Source organism: Phycicoccus ginsengisoli, assembly GCF_054779295.1.
This window is the reverse complement of the sequence record NZ_BAAGYN010000003.1, coordinates 173662-194372: the sequence shown is the minus strand read 5'-3', so window position 1 is coordinate 194372 and position 20711 is coordinate 173662. Positions and strand designations below refer to the sequence as shown.

The 20711-nt window shown below is 70.3% G+C and carries 15 protein-coding genes; 8 read left to right on the top strand and 7 right to left on the bottom strand.

Annotated elements, in window-relative coordinates:
- Window positions 1–26 precede the first annotated feature (26 nt).
- The 3 genes from ACYVDO_RS06050 to ACYVDO_RS06040 form a co-directional block, all read right to left on the bottom strand.
- Window positions 27–410, bottom strand: coding sequence for a hypothetical protein (locus ACYVDO_RS06050; RefSeq protein ID WP_460933774.1), 384 nt, complete (start codon window positions 408–410; stop codon window positions 27–29).
- 4 nt (window positions 411–414) lie between these two features.
- Window positions 415–1137, bottom strand: a complete 723-nt coding sequence (locus tag ACYVDO_RS06045; RefSeq protein ID WP_460934275.1) for a LytR/AlgR family response regulator transcription factor — start codon at window positions 1135–1137, stop codon at window positions 415–417.
- Window positions 1138–1221: 84 nt separating this feature from the next.
- Window positions 1222–2424 carry a sensor histidine kinase gene (locus ACYVDO_RS06040; RefSeq protein ID WP_460933772.1) on the bottom strand — a complete coding sequence of 401 codons (1203 nt, stop codon included), beginning with the start codon at window positions 2422–2424 and terminating at the stop codon, window positions 1222–1224.
- A 78-nt stretch (window positions 2425–2502) separates the two neighbouring features.
- Between ACYVDO_RS06040 and ACYVDO_RS06035 the strand changes: the two genes are divergently transcribed.
- The 8 genes from ACYVDO_RS06035 (at window position 2503) to ACYVDO_RS06000 (ending at window position 17470) form a co-directional block, all read left to right on the top strand.
- Window positions 2503–3345, top strand: a complete 843-nt coding sequence (locus ACYVDO_RS06035; RefSeq protein WP_460933770.1) for a Fic family protein — start codon at window positions 2503–2505, stop codon at window positions 3343–3345.
- A gap of 684 nt (window positions 3346–4029) precedes the next feature.
- Window positions 4030–4776 (top strand): CpaE-like family protein, encoded by a 747-nt coding sequence (locus tag ACYVDO_RS06030; protein ID WP_460933768.1) that lies wholly within the window; start codon window positions 4030–4032, stop codon window positions 4774–4776.
- Window positions 4773–5687 (top strand): CpaF family protein, encoded by a 915-nt coding sequence (locus ACYVDO_RS06025; RefSeq protein ID WP_460933766.1) that lies wholly within the window; start codon window positions 4773–4775, stop codon window positions 5685–5687. The genes ACYVDO_RS06030 and ACYVDO_RS06025 overlap by 4 nt, the downstream gene beginning before the upstream one ends.
- Before the next feature lie 741 nt (window positions 5688–6428).
- Window positions 6429–7661 carry an IS21 family transposase gene (gene istA / locus ACYVDO_RS06020; RefSeq protein WP_460933764.1) on the top strand — a complete coding sequence of 411 codons (1233 nt, stop codon included), beginning with the start codon at window positions 6429–6431 and terminating at the stop codon, window positions 7659–7661.
- Window positions 7661–8464, top strand: a complete 804-nt coding sequence (gene istB, locus ACYVDO_RS06015; protein WP_460933762.1) for an IS21-like element helper ATPase IstB — start codon at window positions 7661–7663, stop codon at window positions 8462–8464. Before istA ends, istB begins: the two co-directional genes overlap by 1 nt.
- 287 nt (window positions 8465–8751) lie before the next feature.
- Window positions 8752–15702: a DNRLRE domain-containing protein gene (locus tag ACYVDO_RS06010; protein WP_460933760.1), complete on the top strand. Its 6951-nt coding sequence runs from the start codon at window positions 8752–8754 to the stop codon at window positions 15700–15702.
- Between the two features lie 594 nt (window positions 15703–16296).
- Entirely contained in the window at window positions 16297–16818 is a 522-nt protein-coding gene (locus tag ACYVDO_RS06005) for a hypothetical protein (protein ID WP_460933758.1), read from the top strand.
- Window positions 16819–17122: 304 nt separating this feature from the next.
- Window positions 17123–17470, top strand: a complete 348-nt coding sequence (locus tag ACYVDO_RS06000; protein ID WP_460933756.1) for a hypothetical protein — start codon at window positions 17123–17125, stop codon at window positions 17468–17470.
- Between the two features lie 355 nt (window positions 17471–17825).
- On the opposite strand, the gene ACYVDO_RS05995 is transcribed toward ACYVDO_RS06000, so the two are convergent.
- From ACYVDO_RS05995 to ACYVDO_RS05980, 4 genes are all read right to left on the bottom strand, one after another.
- Window positions 17826–18599: a hypothetical protein gene (locus ACYVDO_RS05995; protein WP_460933754.1), complete on the bottom strand. Its 774-nt coding sequence runs from the start codon at window positions 18597–18599 to the stop codon at window positions 17826–17828.
- Window positions 18600–18775: 176 nt separating this feature from the next.
- Window positions 18776–19051 (bottom strand): DUF3263 domain-containing protein, encoded by a 276-nt coding sequence (locus ACYVDO_RS05990; protein ID WP_460933752.1) that lies wholly within the window; start codon window positions 19049–19051, stop codon window positions 18776–18778.
- A 64-nt stretch (window positions 19052–19115) separates the two neighbouring features.
- Window positions 19116–20141 carry a hypothetical protein gene (locus tag ACYVDO_RS05985; protein ID WP_460933750.1) on the bottom strand — a complete coding sequence of 342 codons (1026 nt, stop codon included), beginning with the start codon at window positions 20139–20141 and terminating at the stop codon, window positions 19116–19118.
- Entirely contained in the window at window positions 20131–20628 is a 498-nt protein-coding gene (locus ACYVDO_RS05980; protein WP_460933748.1) for a SigE family RNA polymerase sigma factor, read from the bottom strand. The genes ACYVDO_RS05985 and ACYVDO_RS05980 overlap by 11 nt, the downstream gene beginning before the upstream one ends.
- Window positions 20629–20711 lie beyond the last annotated feature (83 nt).

Sequence of the window (20711 nt, the reverse complement as noted above, 5' to 3'; positions counted from 1 at the left end):
CACTGCCGAACGCTCCCGGCTGCGGGTCACCGGCGCCCGACCTCGCGGCTGAACTGGGCCTCCACCCGCTCGGAGGCGCGCACGTAGTACTGGGCGACGACGAACGCGACCGGGTAGACGACGACGGCGAGGACCAGCCAGGCCAGGGGCACCCCGCCGAGGGTGAGGTCGCGGGTCGCCGGGACCAGGAGGAACAGCAGGGGCAGGCCGCCCAGCCCGACCACGCCGAACGCGAGGACCTGCAGGGCCAGCCGCAGCTGCGCGGCCATGAGGCCCGCCATGTAGACCTCGCCGAGGGTGCTCTGCTCGTCGAGGTCGCGGGTCAGCGGTCGCGGCGTGGTGCGGGTGGGGGCGTCGCGTCGGCTCGAGGTCACCCGTACCCGCTGCGGCGGGTCGTCGCGGTCGCTCACTGCGCTACCTCGGTGCCCGCAGGAGCCGGTCGCGCAGCTCGCGGGTGTGCCTGCGGCTGACCTGCAGCTCGATGTCGTCGAGGACGACGCTGCACCGGCCGTGCTCCATCCGCACCTCGCGGACATAGGCGAGGGACACCAGGGTGCTGCGGTGGATGCGGACGAACCCTGCTGTGGCCCAACGCTCCTCGAGCGTGGAGAGGGGGATGCGCACGAGGTGCGACCCCGTGTCGGTGTGCAGCCGGGCGTAGTCGCCCTGGGCCTGCGCCCAGCGGATCTGGCTGCGGGCGACGAACCGCGTCACACCGGCCAGCTCGACGGGGATGGTCTCGTCGTGCGGTGCGGCGCGCCCCGCGGCGGTGCCGGGCTCACGCGCGCCGACCACGCGGCGTACGGCCTCCGCGAGCCGGTCGGCGCGCACCGGCTTCATGACGTAGTCGGTCGCCTCGACGGCGAAGGCGTCGACGGCGTGCCGCTCGTGGGCGGTGACGAACACGACCTGGGGGCGGTCGCTGAAGCGCGCGATCACCCGCGCCAGCTCCATGCCGTCGAGGCCGGGCATGGAGATGTCGGAGAAGACCACGTCGACGTCCCCGGCGTCGAGGGCGCGCAGGGCGTCGGCCCCGCTGCAGGCCGTGCGGACGTCCCGGACGCGGGGGTCCTGGCGCAGCAGCCAGCTGAGCTCCTCGAGCGCGGGCTGCTCGTCGTCGACGACGAGGGCGCGCAGCCGCGGGCCCGCGGCGCCACCGTCGGCGTCCTGCGGGCGGACGGGCTCCGGGTCTGCGGAGGGGGCGCCGGCCACGCGCGCAGCCTACGTGGTGGCGTGGACGCCAGGGGCGTACTTGGGCACCCGGAACGTCACCTTGGTGCCCGCCCCGGGCGCGGTCTCGACGACGAGCCCGTGGTCGTCGCCGTAGACCTGGCGCAGCCGGGCGTCGACGTTGCCGAGGCCGATGCTGTCCGCGTCGGCGTGCCCGTCGAGGGCGGCCCGGACGACCCGGGGGTCGGAGCCGACGCCGTCGTCCTCGACGGTGATGGTCGCCGAGGCACCGTCGTCGGTGGCGACGATCCGCACCTGGCCGCCACCTTCCTTGCCGGCGAGCCCGTGCCGCACGGCGTTCTCCACGAGCGGCTGGATCGCGAGGTAGGGCACGGTGACCGACAGCACCTCGGGCGCCACGAGCAGGGAGATGCGCAGCCGGTCCCCGAACCTGGCCTGCTCGAGGGTGAGGTAGCGCTCGACGTTGCGCAGCTCCTCGGCCAGTGTGGTGAACGCGCCACCGCGCCGCAGGGCGTAGCGGGTGAAGTCCGCGAACTCCAGCAGCAGCTCGCGCGCGCGCTCCGGGTCGGTGCGCACGAACGTCGCGATGGCCGCGAGGGCGTTGTAGATGAAGTGCGGGCTGATCTGGGCGCGCAGCGCCCGCAGCTCCGCCTCCATCACCCGGCTGCGCTGGTGGCCGAGCTCCGCGAGCTCGGCCTGCGTGGCCATCCACCCGGCCACCTCCTCGGTCGCCCGGGCGAGCCCCGCCGAGGCCTGCGGCCCGTATGCCGTGATGGCGGCAACCACACGCTCCCCGGTCACGACGGGGGCCACCACCGCGGTGCGCAGGGGGCAGTCCGGGTCGGGGCACTGCACCCGGTCGGGGCCGAGGACGATCGTGCGCCCCGAGCGGAGGACCTCGGCGGCGTGCTCGCGCGCCGTGGCCGCGTGCTGGTCCGGGAGCCCGTCGGAGGCCACCAGGCCCGAGGCGTCGCAGACGGCCACCGCCGGCGCGCCCAGCAGGCCGCGCAGGTGGCGGGCCGCCCGGGCCGTGCCCTCCGGCGTCAGGCCGTCCTGGAGGTGGCGGGCGGCGCGGGACGCGGTGTGCAGGGTCCGGTAGGTGGCCTGGTCGACGTCGGAGACGAAACCCCGGCGGGCGCTGCGACCGTGGCCGACCAGGCGCACGAGCGCGTAGAGCAGCACCATCGCGCCCGCGACGACGATGGCGGTGGGGACGGAGAAACTGCCCGACACACGGGCACTGTAGGGCGCGGGCCGCCCGGGTGGTGGCTGCCTGCCGGTTCCCGTCCGCGCGTCTCTAGGCTGGCGGCCGTGGTCGACGTCGCCTCCTCCCTCATCGCCCTCGGCGAGCTGCCCGGCATCCCCGAGAAGGTCGCCGCGGCGCGCCAGGCGTGCGAGCAGCTGCGCTGGCACGAGGCCCTGCGCCGGCGGATCCCTGAGGCGGCGGCCGAGTCGCGGGTGCGCGGCGCCCAGGCGAGCGCCGCCCTCGAGGGCGCGACCGTGCCCCTCGACCTCGTGCGCGACGTGGTGCGCGGGGCCGCCCAGTGGCCGCTGGACCCCGACCCCGTCGAGCAGGTGGCCCGGGGCGCGGTGCAGGCGACGGCCGAGAGCGAGCACGTGCGGGCCCTGGTCTCGGCGGCGCCGCTGCAGGCCCTGGCCCGGCTGCACGTGGCCGCGGCTGCCGGGCTCGTGGCCGACGACCAGCTCGGGCGCCCCCGGACGGGCGAGGAGACGAGCGCCGAGTTCACGGACCTCGGGCCGGCCGCGGACGCCGCAGCGCTGGCCGGGCGGCTCGAGTCGCTCACCGCCGTGCTGACCGCCGACGCGGCGGTGCCTGCGCTGGTCGTCGCCGCGGTCGCGCACGCGGAGGTGGTGACGACCCGGCCGTTCGTCCGGGGCAACGGGGTCGTGGCGCGGGCGCTGGCCCGGGCCGTCGTGCAGGCGAGGGGGCTGGACCCCACGGGCGTCGCGGTCGTCGAGGCGGGCCACGCGGCGCAGGGTGGGCCGGCGTACCTTGGCGCGCTCGCGGCATACGGCACCGGAAGCGCGACCGGGGTGGGGCTCTGGCTGGAGCACTGCGCCGACGCGGTGGTCGCGGCGGCGGCGGCAGGGGTCGAGGTCTGCGACGCGGTCCGCGCCGGCCGTCTCGGCTGAGCCCGGGCCAGGCCCGGCCCCACCCGCGGTGGCCTGAGGGCGAGGCGGGAGGACTCGACACGCTCGGCGCGCGACGCCCGGAAAAGTCAAGGGTTACGTTGCCCGTCGGGGAGGCGTAGACATGAGGCAAGTCGACGTACGTGAGTCCGACGACCACCGCGACCCACCTCGGGCACCCACGCGCGGGCAGTCCACTGGTGGACCGATCGTGGGCGGGCTTGTCCCGCTGCGACAACTGAGTGCACGCCTGGTCACCCGAGGCGGATCGCGGTCGATGGCACCTCGTGCGAACGGGGTGCCATCCCATGTCGCCGCCGCCGCCGCCGCCGCCTCACCGCCGCCTCGCCGCCACGCGCCGGGGCCGGCCACCTCGTGCCGGCCACCCCTGGCGCGGGTGTCAGGCAGGTCACGCCACGCCAGGCGGCCGGTGAGTTGCGGTTGAAGGCTAAATGGTCCACGATTACAGCGTTCGCTCCCCCTCGGGGTCGAGCGGACCGGCGCACCTGCTCCTCCCCCCCGGAGCATGGCGCGTCGACGGCCCCGGTTGTCCCCCCGACCGGGGCCGTCCCCTTTTCCGGCGCAGGTGCGTCGCGTCCGTCCACAGGTGGCGGCACCGCACCCCGCCGTCCACAGGACGCGGGCGCGTCCTCGCCGACCGCGGCGCCGCGGTCACATCCTCGGGGCATGGACCACCACGTGATCGGAGTCGTCGGCGCCTCTGGGGGCCTGGGTGCCTCGACCCTCGCCGTAGCGCTCGCCGTCCGCGCGGGCCCACGCACCGGCGTGAGCGTCTGCCTCGACGCGCGGCCGGGAGGCGGCGGACTCGACGTCACCGCCTGCCTCGAGCACGTCGCCGGGGTGCGCTGGGACGACCTCGTCGACCTGCGCGGCGAGGTCGACGGCGCGGCCCTGCTCCGGGCGCTGCCGGCGCAGGGGCCGCTGCGCGTCCTCGCGGCGCGGGGAGCGCCTCCTGCGGCGGCGACCACGCGTACGGTGGTGTCGGCCCTGGCGTCCGTCTGCGGCCTGGTCGTGCTCGACCTCGACGTGACGTCGGAGCTTCTCGACCTGTGCTCCACGGTGGTCGTCCTCGCCGGGGTCAGCGCCCGGCACCTCGCCGACGCGGCGGCCGTCGCGGGCAAAGGGCAGCTGCCTGCGGACGCCGTCCTGGTGCTCCGCGGCGCTCGCCGCGAGCCCGTCGCGCCCGAGGAGGTGGCCGTGCACCTCGACCTGCCGCTGCTGACCGTGCTGCGCGACGACGCCCGCGTGCGCACCGACGAGGACCGCGCACGGCTGCCCGGCACCCGCGCTCGCGGGAGCGTCGAGGGCGCGGCCGACCGGGTCCTCGACCACGCGCTGGCCATGGCCGCGGGGCTGCCGACGGCCGCCGGCAGGCGGGACGAGCCCGTCGTCGTCGGCGGAGTCGGCCGGTGAGCCTGCACGAGCCGCGTCCTGCGCGCCTCAGGCAGCCGGGCGCGATCGTCGACCAGATCCGCCGAGGTCTGCCACCCGACGAGCGCCGGGTCGGCGCGGTCGCGGCGGCCGACACCGCCACCCTGGGCTCGGCGGGCGTCCATGCTGCCCGGGTCCAGCTGACGGCCGACGTGCTCGGGGCCGGTCCCCTCGACCCCCTGCTGCTCGACCCCGAGGTCACCGACGTCCTGGTCAACGGCGACGGCTCGGTCTGGGTGGACCGGGGTGGCGGCCTCGTCCGCGCACCCGTCGAGCTCGAGGACCCCGCAGCGGCCCGACGGCTGGCCGTCCGACTGGCGGGACTGGCCGGCCGCCGGCTCGACGAGAGCCAGCCCTGGGTCGATGGGCTGCTGCCCGGCAGCGTCCGGCTGCACGCGATCCTGCCTCCGCTCGTCGACGGCGGGGCCCACGTGAGCCTGCGGGTCCCCCGGGCCAGGGCCGACGGCCTCGGAGCGTTGCGGGCGACCGGGATGTTCGACCGCCGGGTCGAGGACGTCCTGCGCCGGGTGGTGCTGGCCCGGTGCTCGTTCGTCGTCACCGGGGGCACCGGCTGCGGCAAGACGACCCTGCTGGCGGCGTTGCTCGCGGAGGTGCCCCCGGCCGAGCGCCTGGTCCTGGTCGAGGACGTGCGCGAGCTCCAGGTGAGCCATCCCCACGTGGTGCGGCTGCAGGGGCGTGGCGCCAACGTCGAGGGTCGTGGAGCGGTCGGGCTCGTCGACCTCGTGCGCCAGGCCTTGCGCATGCGCCCCGACCGGCTGGTCGTGGGGGAGGTGCGTGGTGCCGAGGTGCGCGAGATGCTCGCCGCCCTCAACACCGGGCACGAGGGCGGGTGTCAGAAGTGGCCCAACATGACACTTCACGGGTCATCATGACACTCGCGTGACACTAAATCTGGCTCATCATGACACTCGAAATGGCCACATATCTGTGCAAAGTAGGGCGTTTGCAGTGGAGACTTGGAGTGTCACACCAGGGTGGCTGTCGACCGGGCCTGGACCGCACCGGGACATGAGGCCAGCGGGCGGACTGCGGGCGCAGTGAATGTGACCCACGTCACAGTGCCAGCTGGTTGCCGTTCCTGTGTAACGCAGCACGTTCAGTCTCAGGCGACAAGGGGGTCGCCGCCAGAACCCCCCGGGCTGGGTCAAGGTGCGCACCAAGACCTAGCACACCCGGGCATGACCGGTAATGAGTAAACCCCGGTCCCCAGAGCTGGACCTACCCCGACTCGAACCATCCGGTGGGCCAGTTCGCAACGTGACCGGTTTCGGTGGCATCTGCCGCCGGAGCCGGTCTCGTTTTATGTGCGCACTGTGTCGGGCGTCAGCGCCGGGGCGCGGGCGAACCCCGACAGTGCTGGTTGGGGCGTTCGAAGTTGGCAGTGCTACTGCAGGGGCGGTTGCGGCAACCGATTCAAGCGGCCCCCCTGTTGGCTCGAAGAGCCCATTCTGTGCGAGGTCTGCCGTTGGTGAAGCTGCGGCGCTGCATGCGGGGATTCTCGAGGAAGGATCGGGACACCATGCGTTGACAAGGTCAAGACCCCTTGTCGACGACGGTTGAAAACGAGGCCATAGCGACGGTCGAAAACGAGGCCACCCAGACAGATTGGATGGGTGATCTCTGTGGAGGATTGGGCTTTGATCCGGCGGCTGGTTGCGGACGGTACGTCGCAGCGGCAGGTTGCCCGGGACTTGGGGGTGGGTAGGTCCACGGTCAAGCGGGCGTTGGCTTCGGTCCGGCCGCCGAAGTACGAGCGGCCGGTGGTGCCGACGTCGTTCACTGCGTTCGAAGCTGCGGTGCGGCAACTGCTCGCAGCGACGCCGGACATGCCTGCGACCGTGATCGCCGAACGGGTCGGGTGGACTGGGTCGATGACCTGGTTCCGCGACAACGTCCGCCTGCTGCGGCCGCAGCACCGGCCGGTGGATCCTGCGGACCGGCTGCTCTGGCTGCCCGGGGATGCGGCGCAGTGCGACCTGTGGTTCCCGCCGAAGAAGATCCCGCTGGAGGACGGGTCGAAGGCACTGCTGCCGGTGCTGGTGATCACCGCGGCGCACTCCCGGTTCATCCTCGGCCGGATGATCCCCACGCGGCATACCGCCGACCTGCTGCTGGGCATGTGGATGCTGCTGCAGGTCCTGGGTCGGGTGCCGCGGCGGCTGATCTGGGACAACGAGTCCGGCATCGGGCGCGGCAAGCGGCACGCTGAGGGTGTCGGTGCGTTCACCGGCACCCTGGCCACGACGTTGCAGCGCCTGAAGCCGTATGACCCCGAGTCCAAGGGGCTGGTCGAACGCAGGAACGGCTACTTCGAGACCTCGTTCATGCCCGGGCGTGACTTCACGTCCCCGGCGGACTTCAACGCCCAGTTCGGCCAGTGGCTGGACCTGGCGAACCAGCGGGTGGTGCGCACGACCCGGGCGCGGCCGGTCGATCTGCTCGACGCTGACCGGGCGGGCATGCTGGCGCTGCCGCCGGTCGCCCCCGCGGTCGGGTGGGTCAACCGGGTCCGGCTGGGACGCGACTACTACGTGCGCGTCGACAGCAACGACTACTCCGTCGACCCGGCGGTGATCGGCCGGTTCGTCGACGTCCACGCAGACCTGTCCGGTGTTCAGGTTCGCCACGAAGGAAGGCTGGTCGCGGCCCATGACCGGACCTGGGCCCGCGGCATGATCATCACCGACCCGCTCCACCTCGCCACCGCCAAGCAGTTGCGTGAGCAGTTCCAGCTGCCTCGCCCGGCGCCCGATCCGCATGAGGAGCTGGTGCGGGACCTGGCCGACTACGACCGTGCGTTTGGCCTCATCGACGGCGCCCTCGCCGATGGTGAGGAGGTGGCCTGATGGCATCGGCAAAGACCAGGGGCGACGCGGCCGAAGCTCTCAAGCAGCTGACCTACCTGGCCTCGGCGTTGAAGGCACCCCGGATCACCGAAGCCGCAGCACGACTGGCCGACCACGCCCGCGACGCCGGCTGGACCCACGAGGAGTACCTCGCCGCCGTCCTGGACCGTGAGGTCGCCGCCCGCAACGCCTCCGGTGCCCAGCTACGGATCCGCGCCGCTGGCTTCGCCGCGAGGAAGACGATCGAGGAGTTCGACTGGGACGCCCAACCAGCGGTACGTCAGCAGGTCGCGTCCCTGGCATCGGGTGGCTTCCTGACCGAGGCCCGCAACGTCGTGCTCCTGGGTCCGCCCGGCACCGGCAAGACCCACCTGGCCACCGGCCTCGGGATCGCCGCGGCCCATCACGGACACCGGGTCCTGTTCGCGACCGCGACCCAGTGGGTCACCCGGCTCACCGACGCCCACCGCGCCGGCCGGCTCCCACAAGAGCTGACTCGGCTGCGCCGATACGGGCTGATCATCGTCGATGAGGTCGGCTACCTGCCCTTCGAACAAGACGCCGCGAACCTGTTCTTCCAGCTGGTCAGCAGCCGCTATGAGCACGCCTCGCTGATCCTCACCTCGAACCTGCCGTTCAGTGGCTGGGGCGGCGTGTTCGGCGACCAGGCCGTCGCTGCCGCGATGATCGACCGCGTCGTCCACCACGCCGACGTACTCACCCTCAAAGGCGCCAGCTACCGGCTACGCAACCGCGGCATCGACACCCTGCCCAGCATCAGGACCCAAGACCCGGCAGACTAGAAACTCAACGAACCGGTGGCCTCGTTTTCGAGCGTCGCATCGGCCTCATTTTCGAGCGTTGTCGACACCCCTCCGCCCAAACAAGTTCACGAGGTAAAGACTTCGTCAGTAAAACTGCGTTTGGGCAATGTGCCGGGCGTGAACGTGGAGAGTGCCCTTGGCGCTGTGAAGGGGTTTATAGCGCGTCTGGTCTGAAGGGGCCGTTTGTGATGTCCGCACTCGTTCGTGGTTGCATGTCCATTTTCTCTTCTCGGGGTGTTCTCCGGACTCCGTACCGCCTCGCGGCTATGGGGGTCGTCACTGCGTTGGCGGTGACGTTGGTCCCGTCGGAACCGGCCAGGGCCGAGGCCCTACCGGCTGCGGCGAAGGCGCAGGCGAAGCCGGTGGCGTCGCGGGCGGATCTGGTCAGTGCGCAGGTGACGGCGCGTGCTCAGGGCGCGCGGGTGGAGGTGGAGTCCCTTCGTGATGAGGTTTCCACGACGTGGGCGAACCCTGACGGCACGTTGACGACGGAGCGTCACCAGGCGGCTATCCGGTATCGGGACCTTGCCCGGCGGGACGCGGCTGATCCTCTGGGGAAGTGGCGTGATGTCGACCTGACCATGGCTGAGAACGTGGACGGGACTGCCGGGCCGAAGGGCCACCCGTTGGGCTTGTCGCTGGCTGGGGCGGCCAAGGGCGCGGCCGGGTCCACCAAGAGCTCGTCGGGCACCGACGTCGCGGCCGTCGACCAAGGCCTCGGCAAGCGCAAGCAGGACCGCGAGGTGTCCCTGGGATGGGCCGGCCAGCTGGGCAAGCCGGTTCTTGCTGGCACCACGGCCACGTACAAGGACGTGAAACCGGGCGTTGACCTGGTCGTGGACTCTCGTCGGACCGGTTATGAGACTCACCTGGTCATCAACACGCCGGCCGCGTTGTCCACCCTGCTTGGGTCCGCGAAGCCGGGCTCCTTCACGTGGGACATCCCTGTCAAGACCAGGGGGCTGACAGTCCGGGCCGAGAAGGACGGCTCTGCATCATTTGTCGACGCGGACGGGCAGGTGACCTCTCGTATTGCTGCGCCGATTGCGTGGGACGCGGCGGTGGACCCGCGGTCGGGGAACCGGGTGAATGAGTCGCCGGTGGCGATGACGGTGACGCAGAGCGGGTCGGGGAAGGCCACGCTCAAACTGACGCCGGATGGGTCCTGGTTGACCAGTCCTGAGCGTCAGTTCCCCATCACGATCGACCCGACGTACGCGTCGGGGACGGTCACGACGACCTTGGACACGTATGTGTCGAGCGCGTATCCGACGGCCACGTACTCCGCGGACACGGAGCTGCGGGTGGGGACGTACAACGGGGGAGGGGACAAGTACCGGTCGTTCTTGAACTTCCCCATGGCCCCGTTCCGCGGCAAGGACATTGTCACCGCGTCGCTGTCGCTGTATGAGTTCCATTCCTGGTCCTGCACGGGCCGGTCGTTCTCAGTGCACTCGGTCTCTGCCGTGGCCACGACGACGAACTGGTCGAACCAGCCTGCGCCGAACCCGACCACGGCGTGGGGCTCGCTGACCGCAGCGAAGGGGTTCGATTCCTCCTGTGCTTCTGGACGGGTCACCGTGCCCATCACCGGCCTCATTGACACCTGGTCCGGTGCAACGGCGGACTACACCGGGTCGATGCGCCTGTCCGCGTCCGAGACTGACAACTACGCGTGGAAGAAGTTCTACTCCCTGGAGTCCTCGCAGGACCCGTACGTGACGTACACGTACAACCGCAAGCCGAACTCGGCGCCGGCCCCGACCCTGGACCCGGTGGCGACGCCCACCTACTTGGACCCTCGCGACAACGTGAACTGGCTGTTCACGCTCGACTCCACTCCGCAGTTCTTCGCCAAGGCCACCGATCCTGACGGTAACGGCTACACCAGCACCATCGAGGTGCACAACGCGACAACGGGCACGAACACGTACGTCACGTACTGCCCCACTCCTCGCAGCACCAGCCCGTACACGTTCACCCCATCAGGATCGACCGCAACGTGCTCGGTCGGAGCAACTCTGGCCAACAACACGACCTACTACGCCCGCGCCGCGGTCATGGACGACCGGGGGCTGTGGGCGGCGAACTGGTCGCCGTGGACGAAGTTCCAGACTGCGTACAACCCCCCACCGTCGGCCACGGTGTCGTGCCCGGCCGCCGCGTCGGGCTCGTGGACGGACAACCCCCCGGCCACCGACGTGACCTGTACAGTCAAGGCGACCGGAATCCCCAACGACTGGTCCACCCCTGGCTACCTGGACCTGACCGTCGATGGTGTCGCCAAGGCGCGGCAGCGCATCACCCCCACCAACGACCCGAACGTCGTGGCTGCGACCGTGACCATCCCCAGGACCACTAATGGGGCGCACAGCATCGTCGCGACGAGCGTTGCCCGCACCGGGAGGGTCGGCGTTCCGACGACCTACACGTTCGGGTGGGGAGGGGCATCGCTGACGCAACCGACCATCGGCACCGCGTCCTCGGGCACCATCTCGGTCAAGGCTGACGGGCCGCCGAAGGGATCCGCTGCCTCGGTGGCGGCCAAGGTGCAATGGCGCGTCGCAGGCTCCGGTAACGAGTCCACGGGATGGACCGACGGTCCGAGCCTTCTTCCGAAGGACAACGGGACTTCCGTGAGTGTTGACGGCTCGTTCGCTCTCGCCACGGCCGTACGCGAAGCCGGCGCGACCGCTGACCTGAACAGCCGTGTCCCGGTGCTGCTCGACGTCCAGGTGTGCTTCACCTACGCGGGTGTCTCGACGCCGCAGTGCACCTGGTCGCAGACCAACCGGTCCGTCACCAGGGTGCCGCACGCCTTCGGCAACGGGTACCCGACCAGCGCCGCCGGGCCCGGACAGGTGGCCCTGTTCACGGGTGAGTTCAACACTTCAAGCACTGACGTGAGCGTGCCCGGGTACACCGGCGAGCTGTCGCTGTCCCGTTCGCACTCCAGTTTCGATGGCGACGGCACCCTCGCCGGGTGGCCATCCGATCCGGTCACGGGTGTCTTCGGGCCGGGGTGGACCGCCTCCCTGCAAGGCGCCGACGCCGGCGCCGCGGGAATGCAGGTCATCGACAACACCCGCCAGGACGGCACGATCGTCCTGGTCGATGAGGAAGAGAACACCCTCGTCTACCAGGCCCCCACGAGAACCCGGGCATACAAGGTCACAGCCATCGGTGCCACCAAGTCCGGGTACCTGCCGGTCACGACCGACACGGTGGACGCGGCCTCCGCCCTGACCATCACCAACACCACCGCCGCGCCGGGCGCGACCATGACCATGAGCCTGACCGAGCCTGACGGCACCGTCACCACGTGGGCCCCGACCGCGTACTCGACGTCGGCGAACACCGTGTGGAAGCCCGTGTCGGTCAACGAGCCCGGCCAGGTCAGCAGCACCACCTACGGGCACGACGGCACCGGGCGAGTGATTCGCATCGTCGCGCCCGTCCCGCCCAACGCGGCCACACCGCCTCAGCCAGCTGTGACGTGTCCGACCCAGGGCTCCTTGGTGGCGGGGTGCCGGGCTCTCGACATCACCTATGCGACGGCCACCACCGCCACAGCCGCCACGCCGGGTGACTACACCGGACGCGTCAAGCAGGTCACCTCGACTTTGTGGGACCCCGCTGCGGGAGCCATGGCCACCACGACCGTCGCCGCCTACAGCTACGACAGCAGCGGCCGCCTGGTGAAGGAGACCGACCCGCGCACCGGACTCGGAACCGACTACACGTGGGATGGCACCTCCACCCGCCTCTCCTCGATCAAACCGACCGGTCTGGCCGCCTATCGGCTGGCGTACGACACCACCCCCGCCACACCCCGAGTCGCGACCCTCACCCGGGACAACCCTGCCGGATCCGGTGCTGCCGTCACCCTCGCCCGCTTTGCCTACGGCATCCCCCTGTCCGGCGCTGGGCTCCCTGACCTGACGTCCGCCGGTGCGCGCGCCTGGTACCAGGCCAGCGACCCCACCACCGGGTACGCCGTCTTCGGAGCGGACTACACCGGACCCGTCAGCGGCACGGGCGTCGACTGGGCAGCGGCCGATCTGCAGTACGCAGACAAGCTCGGGTACGCGGTCAACACCGCAACCTACGGCGCCGGCGCATGGCAGGTCACCGCAACCGACTACGACACCACCGGAAACGTCGTCCGCCAACTCGACGCCGGAGCCATCAACACCGTCCTGGCCAACCAGACGGCCGGCACGCCACTGGACGTCGGACAGGCAAATGCGCTGTCCACGCAGACCATCTACAACCAGGACATCACCGGGTCCGTCGACGAAGACGGCTCCGGGCCCAACCCGGCCGTCACCAAGGTCGTCACCCCCGCCGGTACCCTGGTCACCGACGTCTACGGGCCAGTGCGCAACGCCGCCCTGAACACCGACATCAACAATGACGGTGCCATCGACGTCGCGCCATCCCGGCCTCACGTCCAAACCAAGTACGACGAGTCCGCACCGACCGGAGCGAACGGTGCTGGGATCAACCCGGCAACCCTCCAGCCCTACCGGCTTCCCACCACCATCACCAACAGTGTCGCCGGCACCACCACGGGCGCTGCCGACGTCGAGACCACCTCCACCACCGTCAACAGCTACGCCAAACTCGCCCCAGGCGACGCCACCGAGGGCGACCCGTGGGCCTTCGGCACCCCCGCCAAGGTCACCACCGGCGGCATCACCCGCACGACCCGGCTGGACAGCGAAGGCCGCACCACCGAGACCCGACAGCCACTGGCGACCACAGGGACGGATGCGGGCACCACCAAGAGCGTCTACTACACGGCCGGCACCAACCCCGTTGACGGCCAGTGCGGGAACAAGCCGCAGTGGGCAGGCCTTGCCTGCCGCACGTTCCCAGCCGCCGCACCCACCGCCGGTGCCGGAGGCGCGACGACCCTGCCCGACTCCCGCACCACCGCGTACAACGTCTGGCTTCAGCCGCTGACCGTGATCGAGACCTCCGGCGCAGCCACCCGCACCACCGAAACCCGGTACGACCCAGCAGGCCGAACCACCGCCACCTGGACCACCACGACCGGAGTCACCGGTTCCACAGACCGGCCGGGCACCTACACGCACTACCGGGTCACGGACGGGCTCGTGGACTACACCGGCAACCTGAACAGCGCCAAGACCGACGCCGACACCACCGCCAGGACCACCAGCACGTTCGACCAGTGGGGTCGGACCCTGACCAGCACCAACGACCTCGGCGACGTCACCACCACCAGTTACGTCGCACCCGGTACCCCCGGGGCCGGAAGCCCGGCCACCGTGATCGACCCCAAGGGGACCACGACCTTCACCTACGACGGGACCGACGCCGAAGGCAAGAGCGAGCGGCGCGGTCTGGTCACCGGCCAAACGGTCACCCGCCCCGGCACCGGAGGCACCCTGACCTTCGCGGCCGCGTACGACGCTGACGGCAAGCTCGTCACCCAGAAGATGCCCGGCCAGGTCACCCAACGCACCACCTACGACCAGGCCGGTGAACCGACCGCGCTGTCCTACTCCGGGCAGGTGCAACCGGTGACCATGCAGCTGGACGCCAACAACGACCCGGTCGCCGGCCCAGACGGCAATCCCGTCTACGTCGCAGACGGCCCGGCCCAGGCGGACCAGCCGTGGCTGGCATGGTCGGTCGACAACGACGCCCAAGGCCGAGTCCGGACCGAAACCACCGGCCCATCAGCTGGGTTCGACGCCAACCCCGGCGTCGACGACCCGACCGACATCACCCCCTACGACGTGGGCCAGGCCCTCGCGTACGACCGCACGTACGGCTACGACCCCGCCGGGCGCCTGACGTCGGTGGCCGACCACACCGCAACCGGACACGACGTGGACCTCACCACCTCACCATGCACGGTCCGCTCCTACGCGTTCGACGCCAACGGTCGCCGCACCAGCCTGACCGCGGCCACCCACAGTGACGGCAACTGCGCCGGAACGACCGGCGTGAGCACGGTCACCACGGACTTCAACAAGTACGACACCGCAGACCGACCCACCCTGGGCGCGGGGGGGGTGGGGCAGTACGTGTACGACGCTATGGGCCGACAAACCACCGTCCCGTCCACGGACGCACCCACCCCGGGCGCGGGCAACATCACCGTTGGGTACTTCGATGACGACCTGCCCCGCACCATCACCCAAGCCGGGACGACCACCACTTTCACACTGGACTCCGCCGGGCGCCGCCAGACCGCCACGACCACGACTGGCACCGCCACGTCGACCTTGGTGCGGCACTACACCGACAGCTCCGACAACCCTTCCTGGACCGACCTGAACGGGACCATCACCCGGTACACCGAATCCATCGGCGGTGACCTCGGCGCAACCATCGCCACCGACGGCAGCACCGACCTGACCCTGGCAACCCTGCACGGCGACATCGTCACCACCGTCCCCATCCCGGCCACCGCGGCGTCCACGGCACCAGCGCTGGGGATCGACGGGTGGTCGGACTACCAGGAATACGGCGCCACCCGACCCGGATCCACCACCGCCACCGTCGCAGGCCCCATCGGGTATGGGTGGCTCGGAGCCAAGCAACGCTCCACCACCACCGACACCGCTGGACTTACCCTCATGGGCGACCGCCTCTACAACCCCACCACCGGACGATTCACCAGCGCCGACCCCGAACCCGGCGGCAATGTCACCGCTTACGCCTACCCCGTCGACCCCATCAACCAGTTCGACCTTGACGGGCATCGATGGAATTGGAAGCGTGCAGCCAAAATTGCGGGCTTCGTTGCTCTCGGTGCGTGTATCGCCTTCTCGGCGGGAGCGTGCGCGGTGGCGGGCGCGGTAGCCTTCGGGGCCAGCTTCATGTCGAATCGTTCGGACTACAAGAGCGGTCAGATCGATCGCGGAACCTTCCTCCGTCGCACGGCTGTTGATGCGGCTCTGGCCTTGGTTCCGGGCGGACGAAGCGCTCGATTGGTCGGGCGACACAGCGTCGGCGACATCGGGGTAGGATTTCGTGGCACGGTCCGTGCCGCTCGGGCCGCCGTGTCGAGAACCAGAAACTACGCAGGCGCGCATCGCGGCCCTTGGTCGGCGAGGGCCGCAGCACGACACTCGATCGCCGAGTTCCGCGGCAATTGGACCGTACGTCCGCGGGCTTCCGCTCGCCGACTCGGTTTCGGCATCGGGGCCGCTTACGCCGGCGATCGTTGGGGGTGACAAACATGCGAAAGCGAGATTCCTTTGGGACCAAGCTGCTGGCGTTTGTAACCCTCGTACCCGCCTTTATCGCTCTTACTTTCTTCCTCGAAGGCGATGGCTGGTACTGGCTCCCCGTCGCCATCGCATACCCTCCCCTGTCGTTCGGTCTTGCAATGCTTCTGTTTGGCGGTGACACCAATGGAAAGGATGGCGAGCAACAAGACTTGTGAGCGCACGAACTCTTCGGGTTGGAAGGTCGCGAAAGGGCCGTGGGTTTGGCGCCGGTCTGTAATGGCGCCTCGAGGGTTGGCCTGCCTCCACAGCCTAGGCCGGGGTTGATGTCAGAAGTCGTCGTCGAGGACGATGCGCGAGGTTCTAACACGTGACAGCCCATCCAGGCCATGTAACCCAGTGCGTGTTCTAGGCAGGCTGTCCCGCCGTCCGGCGAAAGACACTTCTTCTGGCGGGGACACTCGGCGTCTGGGCAGGACACTTCCGCTGGTGGGCGGTTCATGCCGGGACAGTCGGTTGGGCGAGAGTGGGTCGCTCTGACGGTTCGCCGCGTTCATCTGGACCCGCCAGGGCCGGCACAACGCAGCGAGGAGTTCCCTCATGCAGTACCGCGTGCCTCCGCTGGTTGCTCCAGCGGACCCGCTCGCCGAGCAGCCGATGTGGCGCTTGGCGGCCATCCGCCCGGATCACCCGAGGTTCAAGCACCTGCCGCTGGTCAAGGGCGTGGCCGGCGACGTGATCGAGGTTGTGCGTGGTGACGTCTCCTGGTCTGAGCGTCTGACGGACCACCCTGACTTGGACAAGCTGTTGGAGCGTCTTGGCAAAGCCTTCTTCGTGGTCGAGAACCGCTTGGGTGGCGTGGCGCTCATCCGCACCGGCGCTCGTACTGCGGTGGGGCTCATCGAGCTTCACCTGTACTGCGCGCCCCTGAGGTTGCAGCAGTCCGCGGGTGCGGCCGAGTCCATGGCCGAGCTCATCGAGTCCCTGGAGTCGCAGGCGCAGCGCCTTCGGGAGCTCGCCGACGACGGCTGGGAGCTGTTTCGCTACCCGGCCACAGGCGTTCACATCCTGGTGGACACTCGTCGCCCGAATGAGCACCTCACCGCAGACGACCTGCCCTGACCGCCAGTCTTGGCTCACTTCACGCGTCCCTCGCCCGACCTTCGGGCGAGGGACGCCTCATGCGCCACTTCCGACGCCAGGGGGTCCACACCGCCACGCCTGACAGCTTCCTTCCCGCGGCAAGTCGCCGAGGGCCCACGTCCGTCGGCCTCAGCTTCGACGTCATCTTCGTCCTTCACTTCCGCGTCATGTTCGTCTTCTGCTTCTTACTTCACCTCACCTTCCATCTCGACGACCTCGAACGGCGAGGCGCCGGCGTGTCCGTGGCGAGTGCCGCGACGGCGGCTCGGGCACCATGAGCCCCATGCGCGCTGGTGAGTTCCTACCCTTCCACGGTCACGTCGTGTGGCTGACGAAGGAACAGGGCGGCCGTGACTCGGGGCCGCCCCCGACTCCGGAGGACCAGGACTACGTGGCGACCGGGTTCGTGCCGCCAGCGACGCTCGAGTCCGGTCTGGCTTCGGTGGTGCTGCGAGTGAGGGACCGAACAGCGTGGCGGTCGCCCGCGGACGCGTGCTGGCTGGCGGTCGACAACGTTCCGCCGCACCAGGTAGGGCCCGGTGACATCATCGTGGTCACCGAGGGACGTCGGACGGTCGCGTACTTCCACGTCAAGGACGTTGACTCGGACGTGCCTAGACCCGAACGCTGAACCGGCGGCCACGGACCCGCCGCGGATCGTCGGGGTGGTGACGGAAGACCGGGGTGGGGTTCCCGTCGTCGTTGAGCTCGGTGGACAGCCGACCGCGTAGCCGGGTGCGCCGACCGGCCAGCTGTCCGCGTTTGGCGCGAAGCTCGGGCCACCCGTCAGGGGGTGCCAGCCCAACCGGCCGGGGCCTCGCAACCTCCACCGCCCAGCTCCCGACACGCTCGGTGCGCCGACCCTCCCTCCGGGCGGAGCGCAGCGAGGTAGGTCTCGACCGCTCGAACTCCCCAAAGGAGCGCGCCTGTTCCCACGTGGTCCTCGGCTCCACCGCCGTCAGCGCGGGTTCCCGGATGAACTCCCGTCAGTGCCAGTTATCGCGAGCGGCGCTGTCCGGTCGGATGTGCGCTCGCAGGTGTGACCGCAGGCGAAGGACCTTCGCCGGGCATCGCGGGCACTGCACCAGGGGCCGGGTGTTCTCCCACTCTTCGACGGTTGCTGGCCACCACCAGCGCAGCTGTCCGTTGACTCCGTACCTGCCGTCCTCGGTGGGGAACGTGCCCCGGGCAAGTTTCTGGAAGATGTTCGCCGCCGACCAGCCGAACCGGTCGCTGACGTCACCGGTCGTCAACCGGGGTGGCAGGCCCTCCAACGCGCGAGCCAGGTACGTGGGTCCGAGCCCGGTCCTCGCGGCGATCTGCTCCGGGGGTTCGCCGGCAAGCCACGCCTGCTCCACGCTTCGGCGGACCAGGTCAGGCACGCCGACCTTGTTGGGCAGAGCATGAAGGACCAGTCGGTGACCGGCTCGACGTGGGCGCATGGGTGCGACGTCGTGGGAGTACCGCAGCGCGACCGCTAACGCTGTCCGTGAGAGCTGGTCACCCTCGAGGTTGGCGTGGGCGCGCGCCTTGATGACCGCCGGTGAGAACCCTGCCAGGCGCATCGCGACCATGCGGTAGTCGCGGGCGGTGAGGAAGTCGCTTCGCGCAAGGGTCAACCGCACCCACCCGGCCGCGGCGTCCGCGTGCCATTGCCGTCCGTCGCGCGGCACGCCGGCGGTGCGCAGCTCGCCCTCAAGGGTGGGGGCCCAGGCCGGGCCTAGCCGCCATTCCTGCAAAAGCTGGCGCGTTGTCGGCATCGCGTCCCCTCCTTCGCGCCGGCGTGCACTGGCACCGTACTGCGCTCGAGCCGCCCTGACGGCTCACGCACTGCGGGCGCAAGGCTGACGCGTCCCCCGTACACGGTTGGCCCGGTGCTCACATGGCCTGGCCGCACCGGGGGCGAGTCCCGTCACGCGGGTTGTTACGCGCTCTGCTACCTGGGTTCCGCGACACCGCCGGACCGGGCAGAGCGGGCCCGCTGCGCGGCGGTACGACGCCTACGCACCCGGTACACCAGGGACGGCGCGTACTCCAACGCCGCTTGCCTCTGCAGCAGCGCGTTGAGCCGCTGGTAGTACCCGGTAGCGCTCCACCCGAACGTGGCCCGGATGGCCTGCTCCTTGGCGCCGGCACCGTGGAACGCCGCGGCTTCGAAGTCCAGCAGTTCGCGCTCGAGCGCCGTCAGCTCGTCCTTGGCCGGATCTGCCATGTCGTGAGTGTATGGCTCTACACGCAGCTCGCGCAGTCCCCTGCCGGGGACGGCCTGTGCGTGGTCAGTTGGGCGCTGCGGCGACCTGGTGCTGGCGCCCTTGCGCGTCAGTCCAGCTCACTGCGGCTGGGGCGTGGGGTTTGGACGTGCCGGTTCGGTATTCGCCCACGACGACGCGCCACTGGTTGGTGGCGGCGCTAAGCTGAGTCGTGGTCAGGGCTTGCGCGCCGGCCGGGAAGTGGAAGTCGACGTTGGTGGCGCCGGGTGGGATGGCGGCGATGATGCGGGCACCGGATGGGGTTGCCGGGTCGTCGCCGGGGAGTTGGATCCGGTCGAGGAATGCGGCGGCGCTGGTGCCGAGCGAATGCGCTGTCCAGGTCATGTCGTCGTTCGTTTCGGCGTAGCCGAAGAACCGGGCGCGCTGGTCGATCCACGTCGTCCCTGGTTGACCGGTCAGGTTCGAGCGGTACGGACGGGACGGGAGCCTTCCGGCGGGACCTGCCAGCTGGCCGGTCGGTGTGGCGAACACCAATCCGCGGAATCCGGCTGCGTCCTCGGGGTTGTCGAACTGGCGGATGAACGGCACTCGCTGCCCGGGGAGCGGCTGCCCTTTGACCCCGGTCATGCGTTGGGTCGGGGCGGGGTTGAGCAGGTCGTGCGGGTGGCCGCTCAGGGTGCGGGTCACGCCGACGATGACCCCGTGGCGGCCGGAGGCGGGGGCCCATGTCTCCATGTCGTCACCGAGGCGCAGGACGGCGTAGCGGTCATATGTTTTGGCGCCGAGCTGTTTGCCGCTGACTTCGACGGCGCCGTCGGGTTGGGTTCGGAAGCGGAACGCGAACCCTTCGAATGCGATGTTGACGGTGCCGGTCGTGGTGCTGGCGCCGGCGGGGACCGTGGTCTGGTCGCGTGAGGAGCCGGTCAGGCCCCACGCGGTGCCGGTGGCGACGACCGCGACGAGGGCGGCGGCGGCCGCTGCGACCCGGCGGGTCCGCTGCCGTCGGCGTACTCGGGTGATGGTGGTGTCGGGGTCGACGTGCATGGGTGGCAGGGCGACGGTTTCGAGGTAGTCGGTCAGGTCAGTGGACATGTTCGCTGTCCTCCCGGTGGATGAATGCACGGAGCTTGGCTGCGCCTTTGGACGCGCTGGACTTCACGGCGCCGACGCTGATGCCGAGGTGGGCGGCGACGTCTGCTTCGGACATGCCGACGTAGTACCGCAGGGTCACCGCCTGCCGTTCGCGTGGCGGCAGTTGTGCCAGGAGCCGAGCCAGGTAGGTGTGGTCTTGGGGGTTGTGGTCGCGCCATCCGGGGTCGGGAACGTCGGCGACGACGGTTTCCCGTCTGTGTTTGCGGGTCTGGTCGCGGTGCAGGTTCAGCATGACGGTCCTGGTGTAGGCGAGGGGGTCGCCGTCGCGGACCCGTCGCCATCGGGGCAGGACCTTCTCCAACGCGCCCTGAACGAGGTCTTGGGCGGCGTGGGCGTCACCGCACAGGAACCACGCGGCCCGAAGCAGCCGTGGGGATGCCTGCTGAACGAACGCTGCGAACTCTGCCTCCACCTGCTCCTGGCCCATCACACCCCCTCTCACACGTCGTCTGGTGCACCCCGTCGCCCTTACAACTGTGTGCGGGCCAATCAGGTTGCCTGCCAGCGCAC

What these genes read in the sequence shown, in the direction of transcription:
- ACYVDO_RS05990 (WP_460933752.1), bottom strand. Translation starts at nt 19,051, where the DNA reads ATGGCAGATCCGGCCAAGGACGAGCTGACGGCGCTCGAGCGCGAACTG.
- ACYVDO_RS06005 (WP_460933758.1), top strand. Translation starts at nt 16,297, where the DNA reads ATGCAGTACCGCGTGCCTCCGCTGGTTGCTCCAGCGGACCCGCTCGCC.
- ACYVDO_RS05985 (WP_460933750.1), bottom strand. Translation starts at nt 20,141, where the DNA reads ATGTCCACTGACCTGACCGACTACCTCGAAACCGTCGCCCTGCCACCC.
- ACYVDO_RS06030 (WP_460933768.1), top strand. Translation starts at nt 4,030, where the DNA reads ATGGACCACCACGTGATCGGAGTCGTCGGCGCCTCTGGGGGCCTGGGT.
- ACYVDO_RS06000 (WP_460933756.1), top strand. Translation starts at nt 17,123, where the DNA reads ATGCGCGCTGGTGAGTTCCTACCCTTCCACGGTCACGTCGTGTGGCTG.
- ACYVDO_RS05980 (WP_460933748.1), bottom strand. Translation starts at nt 20,628, where the DNA reads ATGGGCCAGGAGCAGGTGGAGGCAGAGTTCGCAGCGTTCGTTCAGCAG.
- ACYVDO_RS05995 (WP_460933754.1), bottom strand. Translation starts at nt 18,599, where the DNA reads ATGCCGACAACGCGCCAGCTTTTGCAGGAATGGCGGCTAGGCCCGGCC.
- ACYVDO_RS06010 (WP_460933760.1), top strand. Translation starts at nt 8,752, where the DNA reads ATGGGGGTCGTCACTGCGTTGGCGGTGACGTTGGTCCCGTCGGAACCG.
- istB (WP_460933762.1), top strand. Translation starts at nt 7,661, where the DNA reads ATGGCATCGGCAAAGACCAGGGGCGACGCGGCCGAAGCTCTCAAGCAG.